Origin of the sequence: Psychromonas sp. MME1 (assembly GCF_041080865.1) — a bacterium.
GTDB lineage: Bacteria > Pseudomonadota > Gammaproteobacteria > Enterobacterales > Psychromonadaceae > Psychromonas.
This window is the reverse complement of record NZ_CP160906.1, coordinates 2986284-3008503: the sequence shown is the minus strand read 5'-3', so window position 1 is coordinate 3008503 and position 22220 is coordinate 2986284. Positions and strand designations below refer to the sequence as shown.

The 22220-nt window shown below is 39.2% G+C and carries 15 protein-coding genes and 3 pseudogenes; 6 read left to right on the top strand and 12 right to left on the bottom strand.

Annotated features, from left to right (window positions below; genetic code table 11):
• Positions 1–198: 198 nt before the first annotated feature.
• Together AB2N10_RS13870 and AB2N10_RS13865 are read left to right on the top strand one after the other, a co-directional pair.
• Complete coding sequence (locus tag AB2N10_RS13870; RefSeq protein ID WP_369433975.1) at positions 199–2883, top strand: molybdopterin-dependent oxidoreductase; 2685 nt, start codon at positions 199–201, stop codon at positions 2881–2883.
• 230 nt (positions 2884–3113) lie between these two features.
• Positions 3114–4085, top strand: a complete 972-nt coding sequence (locus AB2N10_RS13865) for a magnesium transporter CorA family protein (RefSeq protein ID WP_354622947.1) — start codon at positions 3114–3116, stop codon at positions 4083–4085.
• Between the two features lie 53 nt (positions 4086–4138).
• On the opposite strand, the gene AB2N10_RS13860 is transcribed toward AB2N10_RS13865, so the two are convergent.
• On the bottom strand, positions 4139–9091 hold the full coding sequence (locus AB2N10_RS13860; RefSeq protein ID WP_354622946.1) for a transporter substrate-binding domain-containing protein: 4953 nt from the start codon (positions 9089–9091) through the stop codon (positions 4139–4141).
• Between the two features lie 202 nt (positions 9092–9293).
• Here AB2N10_RS13860 and AB2N10_RS13855 point away from each other — a divergent pair, with 202 nt between their 5' ends.
• A complete protein-coding gene (locus AB2N10_RS13855) occupies positions 9294–10340 on the top strand; it encodes an HD domain-containing phosphohydrolase (protein WP_354622945.1) in 1047 nt (348 codons plus the stop codon).
• 194 nt (positions 10341–10534) lie between these two features.
• On the opposite strand, the gene AB2N10_RS13850 is transcribed toward AB2N10_RS13855, so the two are convergent.
• Positions 10535–11140 carry a deoxynucleoside kinase gene (locus AB2N10_RS13850; RefSeq protein ID WP_354622944.1) on the bottom strand — a complete coding sequence of 202 codons (606 nt, stop codon included), beginning with the start codon at positions 11138–11140 and terminating at the stop codon, positions 10535–10537.
• Between the two features lie 190 nt (positions 11141–11330).
• Here AB2N10_RS13850 and AB2N10_RS13845 point away from each other — a divergent pair.
• A pseudogene (locus AB2N10_RS13845) lies at positions 11331–11519 on the top strand (IS3 family transposase); the annotation flags it as partial.
• A gap of 56 nt (positions 11520–11575) precedes the next feature.
• Here the strand turns inward: AB2N10_RS13845 and AB2N10_RS13840 are convergent.
• The 9 genes and pseudogenes from AB2N10_RS13840 to AB2N10_RS13800 all read right to left on the bottom strand — a co-directional run bounded on the left by AB2N10_RS13840 (position 11576) and on the right by AB2N10_RS13800 (position 18962).
• Positions 11576–12547 carry a viperin family antiviral radical SAM protein gene (locus tag AB2N10_RS13840; RefSeq protein ID WP_369433974.1) on the bottom strand — a complete coding sequence of 324 codons (972 nt, stop codon included), beginning with the start codon at positions 12545–12547 and terminating at the stop codon, positions 11576–11578.
• A 383-nt stretch (positions 12548–12930) separates the two neighbouring features.
• Positions 12931–13536: a deoxynucleoside kinase gene (locus AB2N10_RS13835; protein ID WP_354622942.1), complete on the bottom strand. Its 606-nt coding sequence runs from the start codon at positions 13534–13536 to the stop codon at positions 12931–12933.
• Positions 13537–13629: 93 nt separating this feature from the next.
• The gene (locus AB2N10_RS13830; protein ID WP_354622941.1) at positions 13630–14301 is read right to left on the bottom strand and encodes a hypothetical protein; all 672 of its coding nucleotides are present in this window, start codon (positions 14299–14301) and stop codon (positions 13630–13632) included.
• Complete coding sequence (locus AB2N10_RS13825; protein WP_354622940.1) at positions 14291–14707, bottom strand: hypothetical protein; 417 nt, start codon at positions 14705–14707, stop codon at positions 14291–14293. The genes AB2N10_RS13830 and AB2N10_RS13825 overlap by 11 nt, the downstream gene beginning before the upstream one ends.
• Complete coding sequence (locus AB2N10_RS13820; protein WP_354622939.1) at positions 14700–15452, bottom strand: hypothetical protein; 753 nt, start codon at positions 15450–15452, stop codon at positions 14700–14702. Before AB2N10_RS13820 ends, AB2N10_RS13825 begins: the two co-directional genes overlap by 8 nt.
• Positions 15453–15556: 104 nt before the next feature.
• Complete coding sequence (locus tag AB2N10_RS13815) at positions 15557–15769, bottom strand: hypothetical protein (protein ID WP_354622938.1); 213 nt, start codon at positions 15767–15769, stop codon at positions 15557–15559.
• 113 nt (positions 15770–15882) lie between these two features.
• Positions 15883–16056, bottom strand: a pseudogene (locus tag AB2N10_RS13810) (type I restriction-modification system subunit M N-terminal domain-containing protein); the annotation flags it as partial.
• Between the two features lie 282 nt (positions 16057–16338).
• Entirely contained in the window at positions 16339–18171 is a 1833-nt protein-coding gene (gene glmS / locus AB2N10_RS13805; protein ID WP_354622937.1) for a glutamine--fructose-6-phosphate transaminase (isomerizing), read from the bottom strand.
• A 21-nt stretch (positions 18172–18192) separates the two neighbouring features.
• A pseudogene (locus AB2N10_RS13800) lies at positions 18193–18962 on the bottom strand (DeoR/GlpR family DNA-binding transcription regulator).
• A 209-nt stretch (positions 18963–19171) separates the two neighbouring features.
• Here AB2N10_RS13800 and AB2N10_RS13795 point away from each other — a divergent pair.
• Positions 19172–19426 carry a hypothetical protein gene (locus AB2N10_RS13795; RefSeq protein ID WP_354622936.1) on the top strand — a complete coding sequence of 85 codons (255 nt, stop codon included), beginning with the start codon at positions 19172–19174 and terminating at the stop codon, positions 19424–19426.
• Entirely contained in the window at positions 19426–20787 is a 1362-nt protein-coding gene (rmuC, locus tag AB2N10_RS13790; RefSeq protein ID WP_354622935.1) for a DNA recombination protein RmuC, read from the top strand. The genes AB2N10_RS13795 and rmuC overlap by 1 nt, the downstream gene beginning before the upstream one ends.
• Here the strand turns inward: rmuC and AB2N10_RS13785 are convergent.
• Positions 20762–22207, bottom strand: a complete 1446-nt coding sequence (locus AB2N10_RS13785) for a TrkH family potassium uptake protein (RefSeq protein ID WP_369433973.1) — start codon at positions 22205–22207, stop codon at positions 20762–20764. The two genes, rmuC and AB2N10_RS13785, sit on opposite strands and share 26 nt — an antisense overlap.
• Positions 22208–22220 lie beyond the last annotated feature (13 nt).

Below are 22220 nucleotides of genomic sequence, written 5' to 3'. Positions count from 1 at the left end.
CAAGATATAGCGAAAACAATTCATTTACATTTAATTAACAACATGTCCATTTAAAGACAGTTCATTTTAGGGTTTTTAGTTATTGATAATAAAGAAGAAATAAGTTTTAGGTAGGCGAATAGATAAAAAAAAGACGACTTGGTCTGCTCTTTGCTCTATATCATTTAATTTATATCAATAGATAGGGATTCTATGGCCATGGAAAATAACAGCTGGACAAAAACAACCTGCGCATATTGTGGTGTTGGCTGTGGTATCGAAGCAAAAAGTAATGCACAGGGTGGAGTAGATATACGTGGAGATATTGCACACCCTGCTAATTATGGAAAACTATGCTCAAAAGGATTGGCACTAGGTGAAACGGTTAGTCATGAAGGACGCTTATTACACCCAAGCCTAGAGGGTCAAGAGACAAATTGGTCAACTGCGCTAGATCATGTCGCACAACAATTTTCCGATATCATTGCCGAGCACGGCCCTGATGCTGTAGCCTTTTATGTTTCAGGACAACTCTTAACAGAAGATTATTATGTCGCTAATAAATTAATGAAAGGATTTATTGGTAGCGCCAATATAGATACAAACTCGCGCCTGTGCATGTCATCTTCCGTCGTTGGACATAAACGCGCTTTTGGAAGTGATACCGTCCCAATATGCTACGAAGACCTTGATCATGCCGATATGGTCGTGATCACCGGTTCAAATTTAGCTTGGTGTCATCCTGTTCTATTTCAACGCTTAAAAGCAGCAAAAAAGCTACGACCTGAGCTATTTATTGTCGTTATTGACCCCCGTAAAACGGATAGCAGTGCAATTGCAGACCTACATCTCGCAATACAACCAGGCAGCGATGTCGCTTTATTTAATGGTCTGCTTTGTCATTTAGTCGCCGAGCAAAAAATCAACCCAAATTACATTGATAGCTACTGCGAAGGCTTTCAAGACGCCCTAAAAAATGCACAACAAGATTGCCAAGATGAACGTGACTTTCTTGATAGATTAACGATTTCCAAAACATTACTAACCCGCTTCTATAAGCAATTTGCAAATACCGAAAAGGTCATCACCATCTATTCTCAAGGAGTTAACCAATCTTCACAGGGCAGTGATAAGGTCAATAGCATTTTAAACTGCCACTTAGCAACTGGCCGCATTGGTAAAGCAGGCATGGGACCATTTTCAGTGACGGGGCAACCTAATGCAATGGGCGGACGTGAAGTGGGTGGATTAGCGAATACACTGGCTGCACACATGGAGTTCAACAACCCAGAAGAGCATCGTTTAATTAGTGACTTTTGGCAAAGCAATACAGTAGCAAAAGCCCCTGGGTTACAGGCCATTGATCTTTTCGATGCCATGTATGATGGCAAGATTAAAGCGGTGTGGATCATGGCAACCAATCCCGTGGTGAGTCTACCCAATAGCAATAAAATTATTGCCGCATTACAAAAATGCCCACTCGTTGTTGTCTCCGATTGCATTAAAGAGACGGCCACCAGCAAATATGCCAGCGTATTACTTCCCGCCCAGGGATGGAGTGAAAAATCAGGTACGGTGACCAATTCCGAACGTCGTATTTCAAGGCAGCGACGCCTTTTACCAACACCAGGGGAAGGTAAGCCTGATTGGTGGATCATTAGTGAAGTCGCCAAACGGATGGGATTTTCTCGACATTTTAGCTACCTTCATGAAGGAGAGATATTTAATGAATATGCACGCATGACGACCCTTGGTAATGAAAATGGTAAAAATAGAGACCTAAACCTAATCGGTTTAACACACTTAGATGCGCAAGGATATAGCCAACTGACACCACAACAGTGGCCCGTCACCAAGTTGCAAAAAAAGATCATTCACCAACGCATGTTTAGTGATAATGTTTTTTTTACTCCCTCCAAAAAAGCGCAATTTATCGCGGTGACACATCAAAAACCCAAGGGGGTTTGCGATAACAACCACCCCTTCCTACTCAATAGTGGACGTATCCGTGACCAATGGCATACCATGACACGAACAGGTTTATCGAGTCGTTTGAGTGCACATATTGCAGAACCATTTGTCAATATCCATCCTTCTGATGCACAACAACAGCAACTCAACAATGGTGATATCGCCATGCTAAGTAATCACTATGGTAAGGCCTTAGCACGCGTAGTAATATCCACTCGAATACAACCACAACAATTGTTCATGCCGATACATTGGAATCAAAGTAACGCAAAACTAAGTAGTGTCTGCGCCTTAATACCAGCCCACAAAGATAGCTATTCGGGACAACCAGAATTTAAAACAACCCCTGTTGCTATTCAAAAATGGCCATATCAGAGTGAAGCCTTACTGTTAAGCGACGAACCGTTAAATGTCGATGCCTTTGCTTATTGGATTAAACAAAAGGTCAGTAACGGTTACTTATACCGTATTGCTGCACAACTACCGGCACAACAACTGTGCGTAAAATTACATAATTTATTAGCCAAAAAAAGTGGAAAAACCTTAAATTATAGCCGCTCAGATGACCATAACACTCCCCTTTATCGCTATGCTCATATACATAACAAACAAATTCTCGGTGCCTATATCGCGTCCAACAATTTGCAAAATCAGCCGTTAGAGTGGATGCAAAATTTACTAGATATTCGCGCAGATCACGACGTTGAGCTATCGTTCGTATCCGGTGTTGTTAAAGGAAAATTAGCCGCAGGAAAAATTATCTGCGCCTGTAAACAGGTGGGGGAAAATACGATTAAGTCGGCAATTAAAGACAAACAATTAAAAACAGTGCAAGCCATCAGCGACTGCACAGGAGCGGGGACGGGTTGCGGTAGTTGCCTGCCAGACATTCAACAACTCGTTGCAGATTACTCTCTTAGTTACAGCGCATAAGCTATTTTGGAAAGCCCGCCGAAATGCTAAGGGCAACTTCCTTGCCCGGCAGGGCGCAGCTCGCAAATCAAACCATGATCACCTTGCTTAATTATTATTAATCGTTAGTCTAAACACTTTATATCCAAGTTACCTCAAGATACTTTGTCTGGCATCTTGAGGTAACATGGGTATATATTTACGATTTAACACTATCACCCTCATTACTGCTATGGGCAAAGGTTAACGTTATGATTCAATGTATATTTATCGCCAAAAATTTAGATGCCAAATACGGTGGAAGTGAGCTCATCAAAGAATGGCAAAAAGATGATAATGGCTTGCTCTGGCTTGATATTAATGAACACGATAGCGATCAAGAACACCTGATATTAGAGCAACTCGGTTGCCATCCATTAGCGATAGAAGATGCAGTCAGGGATAACCGCCACCCTCCAAAAATTGAATTATTCGATAACTATATTTTTATGATTTATCGAGAGATATTTTCCACCAAGTCGCAGCTTGAATTTGAATTATTACCGATAGGCCTATTTGTTGGAAAACGAATTTTAATTACACGCCATGATAAAAAATCAGAGACAATCAATAATCTTTTTAATAACGAAGGGGAGAAACTATTAAAAACGAGTCCGATGACCCTCGCTTTACGCATTTTTCATTACAGTAGTGGTGCCTATATTGAAGCGTTATTACAATTTGAAGATACCTTAGAAGCGATTGAAGATGCCTTTCAAATTCAGGGTTCAGACCAAATGATGCAGAAACTCACTCTATATAGCTCGCGTTTAACTAAGCTAAAACGCACCTTTAACTACCACCTTAATATTGGTTCTGAGCTTAAATCGCTGATCGGAGATGGCACGACGATCATCGGTAAGGCTGAATCTCATTATCTCACCGATATGCAAGAACGGTTACAGCGCCTCCTGAGTTTGTCTCAGATGTATTATGACATCTGCGGTGACATCATTAATGCTTATATATCAATAACATCGCATCAACTCAATGAGACTATGCAGGCATTAACGGTGATCACTGCTATCTTCGTACCGTTAAGTTTTTTGGCAGGTATATACGGAATGAATTTTTCGTATATGCCAGAACTAAAAGCGCAATATGGCTATTTCTACCTACTTGGCATAATGGCAATCATCGCATTAGGCTTGGTGATATTTTTCAAGAAAAAACGTTGGCTATAATTTAATGCCCTATAGAAATGCCGCTAGCGATAGTAGCGGCTTTCTTTAGGGAATTAACTATTCATTTTCGTGCGTAACTCACTTAATTTATTCAACGCTTGATCAAAATTAAACTGTTCTACATCTTTTTTTAATTGATTTAATGTTTTTCGATACGATTGTAACTGTGGCACCTGTGATAATTGTTCGGTCCAATCTAAAGCGTCTGTACTGCTTTCTTCTAAACTCTGTTGAAGGTCATTAAGTAATTGTCTCAGTTGCAGATCATCCATCTCTATTAGCTGAACGTGCTGCTGTCTACTTGACAACCATAGTGCAAGGCCATCAACTAGCTGATTCAGCTCTAATTGTAGATTTAATAGCTTTTCAGAGCAGTCGCTAAAATCAATTTCCTGTTGTGCTTTTAACTCATTTTCATGCCGTAAAGCAATCTTACTAAGCTGCTCTGCACCGATATTTGCAGAGATACCTTTTAATGTATGTAAAGAACGTAGCAGCCAAGTTACATCTCGTTGCTGAATACTCTCTTCAATTTCTGCAGATAATTTTCGCGTAGAGCTGACAAATAACTCCAGTAATTTGATCGCAAAAGGGATGTCATCATTAACCATCATTTTTAAATGTTCACAATTAAGTCCCGCAATCTTCGGTAACGTCAACGCCTCCGATGACCGATTTTCTTTGCTATCCAACAGCAACAAAGGCTTAACTTCGGTTACTGTGATCCACTTCGCCATTTCAAGATAGAGATTTTTTATATGCACCGGTTTGTTTATTTGGCTGTTCATCCCACAATTGAGTGCGCGATCAACATCTTCATTCAGTGCATTAGCTGTCATCGCGATAATGGGTAATTGATCTGCCGAGTAGCGCTCGCGGATTTTTTTTGTCGCCTGATAACCATCCATCACCGGCATTTGCCCGTCCATTAACACGCAATCGTAGTGATGTTGTGTCGTTAGATTTACCGCCTCCTGCCCGTTATTGGCGATGGTGACGTTTATATTCGCTTGTTCAAGGTACTCTTTTGCCAACTGTTGGTTAAGTAAATTGTCCTCAACCAGTAAGACATTCGCACCTGCAAGCTTCTTTTTCAGTGCGCCTAATGAATGGTCCTCCTTGGGTTTGGTCAAAGCGGAGTCATCAGTTAACAGGGCAATTAACGTGTTGCCAACGGCAACCGGAGTTAAAGGTTTACTTTGAAAACGAGTCTGTGGATAACGCGCAATAATATCATCGACGAGTTCCTCTTCACTAACACGCCCAATGGTCAGTAGTTTGGTCTCCGGGTATAAGGATAAAGTCTGTAGTAACGATTCATTAACAGCGCTAATTTCACACATAACAACAGCGCGATCAGTTGCCTGCGCAAGGGTTGCCTTTAAATTTTCATGGTCACATGCAATCGCATCCATATTGACCATTTTCGCATAGGATGCCAGCATATAACTTACCCGCGCTGGTAGGCCTGCTAAAATAAGCGTCTGCTGCGCGAGCGCTTGAAATATAACCTCTGATTCAAAATGTGAAACAACGGCAAGGCGAACCTTGACATAAAAACGGCTACCTTGACCTAATTCACTTTCACACCAAACTTCTCCCCCTAATAACTCCGCCAACCGCTTACTGATAGCCAACCCTAGCCCAGTACCACCAAACTTACGAGATGTCGAAGCATCTCCTTGCTCAAAGGAGCGGAATAATCGACGTTGCTGATTTTCCGAGATACCAATTCCGAAATCTTCCACGCAAAAAGTCAGTTCGGCATTTTTTCCTATGCTATTGACGGTGCAACTCAACAATACATCGCTATTATTTGGTGAAAATTTAATGGCATTATTACAAAAATTAATCAAAATTTGATTTAAGCGAAGTGGATCACCGTGTAAATAACGCGGCGTATCTTTGGATAAATTGATAATAAATTCAATCTGCTTTTCATCGAGTTTATGGCTTAAAACATTGAGCAGATTACTCAATAAATCGGACAAGTCGAAGTCAATATTATCAATATCTAATTTATGTGCTTCAATTTTTGAAAAATCTAAAATATCATTAACGATACCGAGCAACGAAGAAGCGGCTTGATGCACTTTCGAGACATAATCACGCTGCTTACTAGAAAGGTCTGTTTGTAGAGCCAAGTAAGACATACCCAAAATCGCATTCATCGGGGTGCGTATTTCATGGGACATATTGGCTAAGAAGTTTGACTTAGCTTCATTCGCTGCTTCAGCCCCCTCTTTAGCGGTAGCGAGCTCTAATTGAGCTTGCTTACTTTCGGTAATGTCCTGCGCCCAGCAGAGATTAGCATACCCATTATCATATTGAGCATGATAAGTGGTGATCAGCATATTACGTTTATTACCATCGACATCTAATATGATCGTTTCGAAGACAACATCCGTTGATGTAGAATCAATACTATGGATATTTTTCATATAGTCTTCGTGATTAGCAAAAATATCTAATAAAGAATTACCCACCCTTAATCCTGTCATTTTCAGCATAGTGCGATTAACATACAGGCATGTTTTATCGCGACACATCCACACCCCAACGGGGCTATTACCCAACACTTGCTTTAAGGTATCTCGCTCACTTTCTATTAATTGACTAACCAGACGCCGCTCGCTCAAATCTTGAAAAGAAGCGAGAATATAGAATTCCCCATCCAGCTCTATTTTCTTTAAACGCACTTCTATCGGAATAGTCGCACCATTTAATATTGTCATTTCAACTTCAAATGCACAGCTGCCAAACTTAAAGGCATGAGCAAATTGCTCATGTATATCATTTACCTTAGGGTTGCCAGCGTGAATAGCTGCAAGACTTTTCCCTTCTATCGCCTTAACTTCTGTTAGCCCGAACAACTCAGCAAATGATGAGTTTATTTGAAAAATATTCTCTTTTTCATCCAATATAACGCAAGGCTCAATCGCCGATTCAAACAACACTTGGAACTTTTTGGCACTGGCTATTAATTGCGCTTCGGTCAATTTTCGGTGAGAAACCTCTTGCTTTAAGCGACTTGCCCATATACTAAAAAAAACAAGAATCAATACAACCGAAAATGCAGCCTGCTGCACCCACTCCCACACCTGCTGTTTATTAAAACCAACAGTGTATTGGTCACGTATCCAGCGACTTTCAATTTCTTTAATTCTATTCTCAGGAAGCGTTAAAAAAGCTTTATTTAATATACTCTGAAGCTCGGGCAAGTCATTACGGACTCCAATGGAGAGACCAAAACGATAATCGGAAAAGGCAACAATTTGCAAATTATTAAACTTAACCGCGTTAAGAAATGGCGTTGCCGAGGGAGCAATCACAAATGCCGCTGTGGTTTTTTTATCGACCACGGCCTGCAAGGCTAGCTCGACACTTTTAAATGGCACCAATTGAATATCAGGATAATCCTCCAACAGCTGCAATTGAGTAATATTGCCATCAACCACACTCACCCGTTTACCGCTTAAATCGCTAAGGCTATCTATCCCGTATGTACTATCGAGGGTAATAATAGCCGGAGGTACTCGATATAACTCATTAGTCAGTAACATATCCTCTTGACGCAAGGGGTGATTGGCAACAATAGAGAGCATCTCTAACTGTCCATTTAATACCCCCTGCCGCGCATTTTTCCAGGATCCTTTATTTTCAAAGATAAATTTAAGCGGCAAGATGGGGACAACCTCTCTGATAAGATCGGCCATTACCCCTTGATGATGTGAGTTACCATCAATAAAATCTAATGGCCCCCCCTTTGGGTCGACCCCCACCCGAATAAGACGGTGATTTAAAATAAACGCTTTTTCCTGTGGTGATAAGGTCGCTATAAATAACTGCGTTTGAGAGTTAGGGAGTAAGCTTTCAACGCGAAAATCAGCCACCAGTAAATCATCATTTAAAGCCCGTGAAACCTGAAAAAAATCAGGCCGCAAATCATCAAAACTTAATAGCTTTTGATATTCCATATAACTATTTTGTGCCACAAGCAAAGGCGAAATAGAAAAATCAAAGTTTTGTAGCTGTGCTTCCTTACCATGAAAATAATCAAACATGAGCACCACGGCGAAGGCACCATAAAACTCGGTATTTGCAACGGCGGCATATATACTTTTATCCTGTATTGCATCAGCAATCCCAGGCAACCAATTCATCGCCGCAATTTTAGGCTTTACATCACTTGGGTCGTTTTTTGCCGCCTCCGCAACGGCTAAAGCCATTTCCGCATTCATCACAATAACGCTTTGTTGTGGCCCTGCATTTTGATAAGCAGCTAAGGCTTGCTCGGCACTCCAATCAGTATAAGCAACAGTGAGCTGTGTGTTGGGATTACGCTCTTTAACATATTTTTCAATCCCCTTTATACGCTTCTGCACCTCCTCACTACTCTCCAACCCGGCAATAATCAGCAGCGTTTCATCATCCTCAATATTGCTCGGAGGTAACAATTGCTGAATAATTTTTCTGCCCGTCACGAAGTCGTCGCCATGAACACGCCCTATCCAATTCGAGAAAAGCCCCCTTAATAAAGTTGATGATTGCCTAAAGTCTGATTGTAAGGTGATCACAGGAATATCATGCTGATTAGCCGCATCGAGCAACTCATCCCCTTGGCCTAAAATAGGCACAAAAATAAGCCCTTGAACTTGCTCTTTAATCGCTTGCTTACCTAAATCAAGCAGGGTATTAACCGTTCCATCACCATAAACGATATTCAATTCAATATTTAGGTCCTCCGCTGCAATATTGGAAAACTTAGCAACTTGCTGCCAATAGCTGCGCTTTGTATCTAAAATCATGGTTACTTTAGGACGCTTTAAATATTGGCTAAAAGGTTGAATCTGGCTTATGTTTTTTACATCGGCATGGTCTGCAAAAGTTGGTTTTATGACGCAAAAACAGATGACAACTAACAAAAAGAGTCTCTTTGCGGCAATAAAACAGCCAGAAAACAGATTTTTTATCTTAAGGTTATTATTTTGAATTGTTTCTTTCACTTTTGGCCCACAATGACATTTAAAAGAGATATCGACTACCCTTAAGGGATGGATATGGAATAATGAGAAGTAATCCGTTATTATAACACTTCATGTCCATTTACTTTGCATCAACAATTTGCAATTATTTATCTAACTCACTTTACTTTGTATTAACATATTACAGAGGGTTTTTTACTTAATATATCCCCAAGGCAAGAAAATGGAATCAAAGCAACAGAACATAACTATTTTGGTCGTTGATGATGTCCCTGAAAACATCCAACTTATCCATAATACATTATCAAAAGATTATACCATTCGTGCCGCGACATCAGGTAAAAGAGCACTGCAACTTGCCGAGAAGCACCCCCTACCGGATTTGATTTTACTTGATGTGATGATGCCAGAAATGGATGGCTTTGAAACCTGCAAACAGCTCAAAATGAACACCATAACCTCAAACATTCCAATTATGTTTGTCACTGCCAAAACAGAAACAGTAGATGAAACGAAAGGTTTTACACTCGGTGCAGTGGATTATATCTCCAAACCTATTAGTCCAATCGTCCTTAAATTACGCGTTGAAACCCAACTTAAATTGGCAAATCGCGAACGCCACCTCGAAGAAATGGTGAAAAAACGCACGCAGGAGCTAGAGCAAAGTCGTTGCAACCTTATCTATCGACTTGGCAAAGCCGCAGAATTTCGCGATAACGAAACAAGTTTTCATTTGGTACGCGTCAGCCACTACAGCAAAACATTAGCTGAACATATCGGCATGACTAAACCATGGTGCAAATTATTAGTGGATGCAGCCCCCATGCATGATATAGGTAAAATCGGCGTGCCTGATGCCGTGCTACTAAAACCAGGGCGACTCACTCCCGATGAGCGCTTAGTCATAGAGCAACACCCTATTTTTGGCGGTGAAATTTTAAGTGGAGATGATTCTCCCTTGTTGGTAATGGCACATGAAATTGCATTAAGCCACCATGAGCGTTGGGATGGCACTGGTTACCCCTATAAGTTAGCAGGCGAGGAAATTCCCTTATCAGCTCGAATTGTTTCCATTGCCGATGTGTTTGATGCCCTAACCACCACAAGGCCCTATAAACAGGGTTGGCCATTAGAGGATGCGATAGACTTTATTGGCAAAGGCAGCGGCACAATGTTTGACCCACAATTAGTCAGCGCCTTTTTTGAATGCATTGATAAGATTAAATCGATTTATAGTGATACAAGCTCAGAGTTAAGAGTAGCAGAGTAAAGGCACTTAGCCTGCTTACAAATGTAAGCAGCAAATCCCCGCCCAAGACCATAACGGCCAAGCTAGTTGACGCCTAACATCTAATAACTTATTAACAAGGAGCTAATATGGGCCATGATCTGTATGTCTGAATTCTAAAGCCACAACAATAATGTTTAAGCATGCCCATTATAAATACTGAACTGAACCTAGTTTTAATTACTCCCTCCAGAGAGAACGAGATCAATCTGGTCTTTCATTAGCTGATAATTTTCTTCCACAGACCGACCATGTTTTTCTGATGTGTCAATCTCTACAATGGGAATATCAAACCACTGAAATATTTTTTTGTAGGCTGTTTCTACACAATTATTTTGCGTTATAGCATCGCCGTACCACTGAAGTGTGCCTCCTCTGGTCTCTATCCTACTGTTTATAGTTTCAGCATCAGCCTTAACAAAGACAATTACTTCAGGAAGAAGAATATTTTGGGTAATTTTAAGCGTATCAAAGATCTGCTTGACTATATCTTCTTCAAGTATAATTGTCTGGTATGCCAAGGTTGAAAAGATATACCTGTCCAGTACCACATCTCCAGATTCTAATGCACCCGAGACTTCATGACTCTTTAATAAGTTGTTCAACAAAAAAAACAGTAAAGCGCTCTCCTTTGACTGGTAGGAGTCAATGACCTTTCGTAATGCCTTTGCTTCTTTCACTACAGCAGAATGAACAACTGAGCTTCTATCTTTTGCATAAAGTGAGCTTAACGTTGTTTTTCCGCAGGCATCCAGTCCTTCAAAAACAATAAATTTATTCATTTTTATTCTCATTTTTTATAATGTAATAGTCGCTTTTTTGAAGGGCGCTTAGACCTCATGCAGGATACCTAATGCATTACCCATACACAAAAATTTGAACGCCCTCTATTTACTTTTTTAATCATCTTAGCTGGTATAACGCTTTTAAATTTATCCTGTGCTTGCTTATCTCCGATGAGGTTTGGGCTTAAGCTTTTTTCAATTATTAAAACGAGAGCGTATTAAGAAGAAGATCTACTCTACAAGGGAAGATGCGCGAAGCGAAATATTCGATTATATTGAAATTTTTTATAACAACAAACGCAAACATGGTTCCAATAATTTATTGTCGCCAGTAGACTATGAAAAGCGCTATCAAGAAAGGCTAGAAAGTGCCTAGTAAAATAGTGTCGATTCAGAGCCACAAATTGTTTGTCATCAGAAGTGGTATTCATGCTATTCTCCTTGACTTAAAGAGGCTAACTGTTCGTTTTGTTTGAATATATATTCATTGTTACTAATAAGCTTAATTGCGTTATCAGTAGAAGGCTTCTGATAACGACTAGTGAATGTTTCCCAATTAATCTCGCAGACACTTAATGCTTGATCAACGCTAACATCCAGAATCAATTCGCCATATTGATAACCTACTTGTGTTGAACTATTCTGATAAAATCGACCTTGGGGATTGATCATTAAATATGAATTAGTCATCGCATCGTTATCCTCAATGACCATCACACCCTCTAATTGAGCATGATGTTCACCAAACTCAGTAAACTGTTTATCAGTCACTAGCAGATGATTATTTAATACAGGAAGAACCTGAAAGACCTTCCATTTATCAGGCTGCAACTGTGTAATTAACCCTACAAATGACTCTTGATAATTTAAACTATTAACAACCGTATTTACCTTTATCGAAATAGATGGATTGATCTTGCGAAGGCGTTCAACGGTATTAATTAAATCAACTTCATCAAATGAATTACCCTTACGATCTATTCTTCCAATATTTTTCCTCACATCAGCAGATTGACTATCAAAACTAATACCAATCATCGAGAATAAAGCACCATAATTATCGACAAACTCTTTGGTTAGATAATGCCCATTAGTTATAAGCGATAAGTTAAAACCAAGCTCCTTAGCTTTTATAATGAGTTGTGAAAAACGGTTTTTAAGGATTAGTGGCTCACCACCTGCAAAATTAATGCGAACACTTTTATAAGGAAAGACCGATTTAACTTTATTACCAGCTTCATTGAAAAAATAGCGAGCAAGCTTTTCTAGCATCAATTCGGCGTTGTAACCTTGAGTATGAATTTCGTTTGGACGATCCCACTTTGCATAACAAAACTTACATGAATAATTACAGATCTCTGTAACGTGATAATTAATTACTAATTCGTCAAATGAATTACTCATGAGAACCTCCTAGTACAAGTGCAAGAAGGTCTGTTTTAATAACAGTGTCAGATGGGGAAAGTTGATCAGTCGTATTGAGTAACGAAAAAAGAATTAAATGATACATATTGTACTCCTAATATCACCACACTATGCGGTGACTTCAGGAGCAAGTATCAAACTGTTAAATTCACAAAAAAGAGAAAATAAAAATTATTCAATATTTATTTTGCAGTTATTTATACTCTTCATAGCGGTCTTCTACATCTAACTCAATTGGGATTAGTTGTGCAGGTTTATCATGCTTATCATCTTTCAGTGACATAAAAGCCCATTACCAGAGAACTGATAATGGGCTTTATAACCATTTGGATCGGATAACCAAAAACGTTTCCTATTTTGTATTAATTTTTTCCAGCAGAAAGAACACGATCAATCTTTTCTTGCATCAGCTGATAATTTTCAGCTATCGAGCGACCATGCTTTTCTGATGTATCAATCTCTACAATGGGAATATCAAACCACTTAAAAATCTTTTTGTAGGGACTCTCTACACAGTTATTTTGTGTTATTTCATCACCGTACCATTGGCCATTACCAACTCTGGCTTTTATCCTGCTCTTTATCGTTTCCGCATCAGCCTTAACAAAAACGATGACGTCAGGAAGAATAAGTCTTTCAGCAATATTAAGGGTATCAAAGAGGCTCCTAACTGTATTTTCTCCAAGCATAATGCTCTGGTATGCCAAGGTTGAAAATATGTATCTGTCTAGTATGACATCCCCCGACTGTAAAGCACCAGAGACCTCATGACTCTTTAAAAAGTTATTCAACAAAAAAAATAACAAAGCGCTTTCCTTTGACTGATAACAGTCAATAACTTTTCTCAGTTCCTGTGATTCTTCCACCACTGCGGAATAAACAACGGAATTTCTCTGTTTTGCATAAAGTGAGCTCAGCGTTGTTTTTCCACAAGCATCAAGACCTTCAAAAACAATAAATTTATTCATTTTTCTTTATCCTTATATCACCGCACTGTGCGGTGACTTCAGGAGCAAGTATCAAACTGTGAAATTCACAAAAAAGGGAAAATAAGCAGTTATTTAATACTTATTAAGTAATTGGCTGTACTCTTCATATTCAGCTTCTTTACTATGATAAAGCTGTACCAACCATTCACCATGTTCGCTAATAAAAGCCTGAGGATTGTTTTCTATTAGCTTACCAAGCACACCAAACTGACCTTGAATAACCGCTTTTAACGCTAAATCGTATGCGCTTGAGTTTTCATCAAATTCAATTGAAGCAGCAATCATCTCCATCGAACTATATTTGCCTTCATTAAAAGGATAAGGGATTTCATCCTGCGACCAATCTTTTTCACCACTTAATAAAAAAGCGCGCAAATCAGTCACACGTTTATCAAGCGCCTGAAATAATATTTTCTTTGCCCTCCACTCATTGGCAAATTGGTCAAAACTAGCGGCCTCCATTGCTTCGCCACTCAACCAGTTAATCACTAATTTTTTATCTTCAAATAAAGTATCTAAAATAACAAGATTACGGATAAAAGTATGATTGCCCGGCTTAATAGGTTTAGGCACATAATCAACAGATTCTGAATTGGCATCTTTCTGATCAAGCAATTTAGCTTTAAGCTTTTTATCTTTAACGTAATAATTCAGACGACCTCTTAAACGCTCTGGTAAAAGATTTCTTTGAATACCTAATGCTTCGCAGGCAATGGCGGCAATACTTGTGTTTTTACCCGCCATAACAAGAAAGTCTCTCTCTAATTGCCTCTAAAGAACTCGCATTTTCAGCAATTCTTAAATATTCATTCTGACGCACATGGGTGCCACAGTTCTGTGCAATTCGATAAATAACCCCAACACAAATACCTGCATAATGCGCTTCTGAAACAGATGTGCTGAAAGCGGGTAAAAGTGCATTTTTTTGTTCTACAAATTCTGAACATGATTCTTTTATAGGAACTATTTCAAAAGACCAATATCCTGTACATTGTCCTGCTAAGTGAGCCTCACTGACAGAGGTAGACATTTCTGTTAATAGAGACATTTGCTGCTCTTTCTTTTCTTTACAAGCAAGATTTAAATTTATAGATGCAACCGTGCTTGCACTAAATAAAATACTTATTAATATCGAAACCCATTTAAACATTAGCTGACTCTTTTGCTGCTGAAGTGATAGGGGTTTCATCAACAAGATTATTCGCCTTATAATGAAATAAACATAGAATAGACAAGCTGATAATAATCACATCATCAACCCAATAGGGTTTAAAATTAGCTGTTAAAGCAATGGGTACAAGACATAACAAACTCACTTTCAATAGTGTATTTAACGAGTGTATTCCTAAGAGACTAACTCGGAACTTGAATGGACTAATTGGTGATTTTTTAAATGGTTTTACTAGCCTAAGAGCCGTTTTAAAGTGCAAAAAACACAACCAAAATAAAATCAGAATAACAATCAAATTATTTTGTGTTTTCACCACCATCATCAAACTAGCACTACCTAATATAAAGAGAGCAACAAGGGTAAGCAAAAAGTGAATTAAAGAATGAGTCCCATTACTACTCCTTTTTTGCTGTGCGATATGTTTTTTCCTAGAAACAAAGTAAAACGTCGATTTTTCATCTGAGTTTGTCGTCTTTGTTAACTTGGATAAATAATCAAACACAAGCATATGCAGAGCCTTGTACTTAATAAACCCAGATTCTGAGAATAAAAAGTCTTCATTTTCATCTAACAAAGTATTTTTTTGCTCTAAATAACTAAAGGCTTCTATAACAGAATCAAGTTTGCTTTTTTCTTCACCTGTCACATTAGCCATACATGCAGGAAAACCGACATCACCTTTTAAACATTCTAAAGTACTGCGCCACTGCTGAATTAATTCCAATTGGGATTTTGCCTGAGTAGGCTCTGATGTGCGATTCATGTCGTTCTAAACCTTTCCTTTTTCAAATTACTTTATGATGTATAACTTTCGATTTTTACATCTCATTATACGAGTTCTTTTAATTTATTTTTAAATGCCACTTGTGCTTTATTAAATGAGTTTTCGTCACCTATTTTCATAAAGTCTTTAAAATGTAGCCACATTTCTAGTACAGATATATATCCAAAATTATCTATTTCAGGATCAACACCACTTAAATATTTTTCTGGGGGCTCTAGAAATTCATCGACATACCAGATTTTACCATTTGCAAGCACAAAATATTGCTAGCCTTCGTCAAAATTATAATCAATTAATCTTGTACCTTTGTTGATTGAAACAAGCCACTTTTCATCTACTGTTTTTCCTATGGGTTTAAATCCATATTTAATTAATAAACTACAACTAACCGCAAAATAAACCCGTGCTTTCCAATAGTCATTTTGTTTCTTCCCTGCAAGATGGTAACGATAAATTTAAGGAAAATAAGGCATAAGACAATGTGCTTGTATTCCGAGGATTCAACACTGCCACGTAACTTATTGGCGCTATCCCATAACGCTTCTCCGAAACCAACTTGTGATTTTTTTTTGTTGTTTTAACCTGGTATTTTACCACCACCTCAAACCTAAGTCATTGTTAATGTATGACTTTGCTCTTTAATAATTTCAATAACAACAAACGCATCACAAATAACTCTACATCAAATCAACTACTTTTAGAATATTATGAAATAGGTATTTATATCAGACATAAAAAAACCTTCGATAGATTAAATCTCATCGAAGGTTTCAAGTGACCAAACTTTATTGTCGACCTACAATTGTATAGTAAAAGCGATAAATAATTATTCCACTGTCACGCTTTTGGCTAAATTTCTTGGTTGGTCAACATCCGTACCTTTTATGAGTGCCACATAATAACTCAACAGTTGTAAGGGAATGGTGTAGATGATCGGTGCCAGTAAAGGATCACAGGTTGGTACTTCTAATACCTTCATTGTTTTATCGCTTTTAAAATGGGCATTTTTATCGGCAAAAACATACATCAAACCGCCACGGGCACGTACCTCTTCGACATTTGATTTTAATTTTTCAACGAGCTCATTATTTGGCGCAACGACGATAACTGGCATATCAGCATCCACCAATGCCAAAGGACCATGTTTTAATTCACCAGCGGCATAGGCTTCGGCGTGAATATAGGAGATCTCTTTAAGTTTAAGCGCTCCTTCCATCGCGATTGGGTATTGATCGCCACGCCCTAAAAATAGGCTATGGTGTTTATCGGCAAAATCTTCGGCCAATTCCTGAATCGCTTTATCCATCCCTAATGCCTGCTCGATTTTTGCGGGTAAGCTTTGTAGCGCAGCGACGATATCCGCTTCCCCTTGTACAGTTAACGCATTATGGCGACCGATTGCTGCGACTAACATCATTAATCCAGCCAGTTGTACGGTAAATGCCTTGGTTGATGCCACGCCAATCTCCGCACCCGCTTTCATCATATAAGCCATATCCGATTCGCGTACCAGCGATGAACCGGGAACGTTACAAATGGTTAAACTAGTCATATAACCAATTTCTTTAGCAAGACGCAATGCCGCTAAGGTATCAGCCGTTTCACCCGATTGGGAAATCGTAACCAACAGGCTGTTAGGCATGACCATCGATTTGCGATAACGAAATTCGGAGGCAATTTCAACATTACAGGAAACGCCGGCAATAGCTTCAAACCAGTAACGCGCAGTCATAGCTGAATGATAACTTGTACCACAGGCGATAATTTGTACATGCTTAACATCTTTGAGTAACTTTTCAGCCCCTTCACCAAAGGTATTATCAACGACTTTCCCATTGCTAATTCGCCCTTCAATAGTACGTTGTAGCGCGACGGGTTGCTCATAAATCTCTTTAAGCATGTAATGTTTATACTGCCCTTTGTCACCCGCATCATGGCTAACGGCTGACTCTGTTACCTCTCTTTCAACACTATTTCCATCTAAATCATAGATATTGACGCTTTTACGGGTAATTTCAGCAACATCTCCCTCTTCTAAAAAGGAAAAACGACGAGTTACAGGTAGCAATGCCAATTGATCGGAGGCAACAAAGTGCTCGCCAAGCCCATAACCAACGACTAATGGGCTGCCAGAGCGAGCAACGATTATACGTTGCGGATCATTTTTATCGATCACTACGGTGCCATAGGCTCCTTCCAACTGTTTGACGGTTTTTTGCACCGCTTTGAGTAGTGACGACTCAGTTTGTAGGTGTAGATGAACGAGGTGAGTAATTACTTCGGTATCGGTATCGGAGGTAAATTGGTAACCCTGCTGTTGTAACTGGTCACGTAATGTTGCGTGGTTTTCAATGATACCATTATGCACAACTGCAATTCTGTCATTAGAGGTATGTGGATGCGCATTAGCTTCATTTGGTTCACCGTGCGTTGCCCAACGGGTATGTGCTATCCCCGTCCCACCAGAAACAGGGTGATCGGCCACTGCATCAGCCAATGATTTCACCTTACCTACACGACGTAAACGTTGTAATTCCCCTGTTTCAGAAATGATAGCCAATCCCGCTGAATCATAACCTCGGTATTCAAGACGTTTTAATCCTTCAAGTAAAATATCCGCTACATCCCTTTGCGCTACCGCGCCCACTATTCCACACATAATATTGCCTTTAGAGTTTAATTAATTACTATAAGGGGTCAGTATCACCTGCACCCCTTGCTCTGTTATTTTTTGTAAATCCGATGCAGGTAATCTATCATCGCTAATTAGTATTGAAATTTGTTGCCAAGGAAGCTCTAAATTAGGAATGCGACGACCAAATTTATCGGCCTCAACCATCACAATAACCTCGCGAGAAACCTCTGCCATCACCTTGCTCAATCCAGTCAATTCATTAAAGGTTGTTGTGCCACGCGCAAGGTCAATCCCATCGGCACCGATAAATAACTGATCAAAATCATATAAGCGTAACACCTGCTCCGCGACTTGCCCTTGAAAGGATTCGGAGTGGGGATCCCAGTTCCACCGGTCATGAGTAATGTCGGTTCATGCTCAAGCTCATGAATCGCATTGGCTAAGGACAATGAGTTAGTCATCACCAACAAACCGCGTTTGTCATTCAATTTTTCAATGAGCGCGGACGTTGTACTACCACTATCGATAATGATACGGTTATTGTCTCGAATCAGGTTGGCAGCAGCTTGCGCCATTCTTTGCTTATTTGGAGATGAATGCTCCATGGTTGATTGTATTAGCTCTTCAGGTACGGTTATAGCACCGCCATAACGGCGCAGTAGTAAACCATTTTTTTCTAATGCAGAGAGGTCTTTACGAATAGTCACTTCAGAGGTGGCGAAATGGGATGCCAAATGTTCAACGCTCACTTCCCCCTGCTCGGCCAATAAGCGGAGAATAATATGACGCCGTTGTTTACTGTTGCGCTTAACCATTAAGTTTCACTTAAGTTTCGATCAAAACACAAATATAGCACAACAAAACAAAACAGCAACAAAGTGTAAGTTAATTGTTTCACTTAGCGAAATAAATTAAAAATTTACGAACAGAGCAGATTTGTAATAATTAAATATTCACTTCTTAGTTGTAACTGTTTAAAGTTATCGTGATTATTTTTTATCTGTTCGCTCACTAGGAACCTCTCATGCTACGAGCTCGTCTAGGTCAATTACTACTGCTACTTTGGAAGCTATCATCGGTGTTCATTATTCCAATTATCATCTTATTGTATGTTTATGTAATGAATACTTACTTTGGCCCATTTAGCTTTGAGCAACTTGATCAAGGGCAAAACAAACATAAATGGTTAGTTTTTGCGATTTATCTTATCTACCTTTTATTTTGGAAAATCAGCAATAAAAAGATCATTAACTACCTGCAACGTTTTGAGTACTCATAATGCTAAATTTTTCTGCAGATTCCGTTGTTATTATCCTATCGATCACCCTTGGCTGCTCACTGCTTTGCTTACTGTGGTTTATTTCATCTTTAAAAAAAGCCAATAACGCACTTAATGTTAAATTAGAATTAAGCAATCAAGCGTTACAATTTCAAAGTGAACTTAACCAGCAACAAACAGAACAGCTACAAGAGAAGCAGCTTTTTATTGATTCACTACAATTGCAAACCAATAAACTCACCACAAGATTAAGAGAAACGGAAATTCGCCTACAAAGTGGCGAGCAAAGACTGCGCGACCATCAATTTAGTGAAGAAAAGTTAAGTCAACAATTTGAACTCCTGTCACAGCGTATTTTTAATGATAAATCTGCACAGTTTAAAGCCATCAATCAAGAGAGCCTCAATCAGTTATTAAATCCCTTTAAAACACAATTAGATGAGTTTAAAAAACAGGTTAGCGATTGTTATTTGTCAGAAAGCAAAGAACGCTATCAGTTACAAAATGAGGTTTCTAAACTAGCAACTTTAAATGAAAAAATGCAACAGGAAACGATCAACCTAACCAATGCCTTAAAGGGGGATAATAAACAGCAGGGTAATTGGGGGGAAGTGGTTTTGCAGCGGATTTTACAATCATCAGGGCTAAGGGAAGGACATGAATATCACACCCAAGTCAGCCTTAAAAATGAGCATGGACAACGCCTACAGCCCGATGTTATCGTCAATTTGCCTGGCGATAGAACTATTATTATTGACTCTAAAGTCTCCTTGGTCGCCTACGAGCGCTTCTTTAATGCCGAAAATAGCGATCAACAAAAACAAGCATTACAGGCACATATTATCTCTATGCGCCAGCATATCAAAGGCTTAGGTAAAAAAGATTATCAAAAGTTAATATCGACCAACAGCCTAGACTATGTACTACTTTTTGTTGCCGTTGAACCCGCTTTTATTAGCGCCATTGAGCACGACCCAGAATTAGTTAAATTAGCCTTAGATAATAATATATTACTGGCAAGCCCAACTAATTTAATGATCGCTTTACGCACCATTGAAAACCTATGGCGTTTTGATCAACAAGAGAAAAATGGTCGCTTAATTGCAAATCAAGCGGGCAAACTCTATGACAAATTGCGCCTATTTAGTCAAAACATGTTGGATTTAGGTGCGCAATTGGGTAAAGCACAAAGCAGCTATGACCACGCCCTAAAGCAGTTAAGTGAAGGGCGTGGAAATGTCATCTCACAAACAGAGGCGCTTAGAGATATGGGGGTACCAATCAAACAGCCTTTACCAGAAAGGCTAGTTGAAAGGGCGCAACGTGTAGTGAGTATTAACGATGCCAAAAATGAGTTGTAAACAATACCGCTACGGTTAATATTTCTAACCGTCCAAGTAACATACAAAGCGATAATATCCATTTAGCTAAATCAGAAAAATGAGCAAAGTTACCCGACGGGCCAATTTCAGCGGTTAGCCCCGGACCAACATTAGAAACAGCGGTGATCGATGCACTTATTGCTTCCATTGCCGATGAACCTAGCAATGTTAATAACAGTGCTGCAATGATAATCGTTCCTAAATATGCCAAAACAAAAGCAATTAAGGAGCGTAAAATATCATCACTAACTGGGCGATTATTGTATTTCTGTGGAAGAATTGCATGCGGGTGCATTAATAACATAAGCTGACGTTTAAATAGTGTTAAGGCAATTTGAAAACGAAATATCTTAATCCCTCCCGTTGTTGATCCTGAACAGGCTCCACAAAATAATAAGGCAAAGAAAATCATCACACTGAAATCCCCCCAAGTAAGGAAATCATCCAAACCAAACCCAGTTGTAGTAAGTACAGAGACAACATTAAATAGACTTAATCGAAGTGCCTCTTCACCGAAAAATTGCCCCGTGTAAACAAGGTAAATGGTCAAACTAACAGAGGAAAAAATAATAAGCTTTAAAAAACCCACGACTTGCGCATCATGAAAAAGATTAAATACGTTACTGTTTTTAACGGCACGAACAAAAAGCAGAAAAGGCAAGCCACCCAAGAACATAAAAATAATCGCATTCCATTGAGCGAGAATAGAAAAATGCCCCATTGAACTATCGGATGTAGAATACCCCCCCGTTGAGATCGTTGTCATGGCATGATTAACCGCCTCAAAACCACTCATGCCAGCAAAATAATAGCCTAGAATACATAACACGGTTAAAATCAGGTAAACAACCAGAATATCTAACGCAACCGTGCGTGTTTTAGCCGAACTTTTATCGGACCAATCGGAGGATTCGGTTTGGAAAAGGCGCATACCACCAACATTCAGAAAGGGTAAAATGGCCACCCCCATGACAATAAAGCCGACACCACCAAGCCATTGTAGTATCGAGCGCCACAATAAGACACTATGATGCATAGTATCTAAGTCATGTAATACAGTACTCCCCGTTGTTGTTATGCCCGACATGGTTTCGAAAAAAGCATCGCTATAGCTAATATGCTCAATAAAAACAAAGGGTAATGCGGCAAATAGACTCGCTAAGACCCAAACACTTGTGGTTAACAAAAACATCTCTCGCACACCTAAACGAGAACTTTCTTTCTCTTTACCCACATAGAGGAATAGGAAAGAGGCAAAGTGGGTTAGTACAATCGCCATTAAGAATTCCATCCCACCAAGGCTGCCGTAATAAAAAGCCAAAATCATCGGAAAATACATGAAAAAAGCCATTTTAGATAACACTAAACCAGTGATGAAAAAGAGTGGTCGAAATACCATCTTATTAGGCCCT

Excerpts from the sequence above, each read along its gene's own strand:
- AB2N10_RS13870 (WP_369433975.1), top strand. The coding sequence starts at position 199 with ATGGAAAATAACAGCTGGACAAAAACAACCTGCGCATATTGTGGTGTT.
- AB2N10_RS13865 (WP_354622947.1), top strand. The coding sequence starts at position 3,114 with ATGATTCAATGTATATTTATCGCCAAAAATTTAGATGCCAAATACGGT.
- AB2N10_RS13855 (WP_354622945.1), top strand. The coding sequence starts at position 9,294 with ATGGAATCAAAGCAACAGAACATAACTATTTTGGTCGTTGATGATGTC.
- AB2N10_RS13850 (WP_354622944.1), bottom strand. The coding sequence starts at position 11,140 with ATGAATAAATTTATTGTTTTTGAAGGACTGGATGCCTGCGGAAAAACA.
- AB2N10_RS13840 (WP_369433974.1), bottom strand. The coding sequence starts at position 12,547 with ATGAGTAATTCATTTGACGAATTAGTAATTAATTATCACGTTACAGAG.
- AB2N10_RS13835 (WP_354622942.1), bottom strand. The coding sequence starts at position 13,536 with ATGAATAAATTTATTGTTTTTGAAGGTCTTGATGCTTGTGGAAAAACA.
- AB2N10_RS13830 (WP_354622941.1), bottom strand. The coding sequence starts at position 14,301 with ATGGCGGGTAAAAACACAAGTATTGCCGCCATTGCCTGCGAAGCATTA.
- AB2N10_RS13825 (WP_354622940.1), bottom strand. The coding sequence starts at position 14,707 with ATGTTTAAATGGGTTTCGATATTAATAAGTATTTTATTTAGTGCAAGC.
- glmS (WP_354622937.1), bottom strand. The coding sequence starts at position 18,171 with ATGTGTGGAATAGTGGGCGCGGTAGCGCAAAGGGATGTAGCGGATATT.
- AB2N10_RS13795 (WP_354622936.1), top strand. The coding sequence starts at position 19,172 with ATGCTACGAGCTCGTCTAGGTCAATTACTACTGCTACTTTGGAAGCTA.
- rmuC (WP_354622935.1), top strand. The coding sequence starts at position 19,426 with ATGCTAAATTTTTCTGCAGATTCCGTTGTTATTATCCTATCGATCACC.
- AB2N10_RS13785 (WP_369433973.1), bottom strand. The coding sequence starts at position 22,207 with ATGGTATTTCGACCACTCTTTTTCATCACTGGTTTAGTGTTATCTAAA.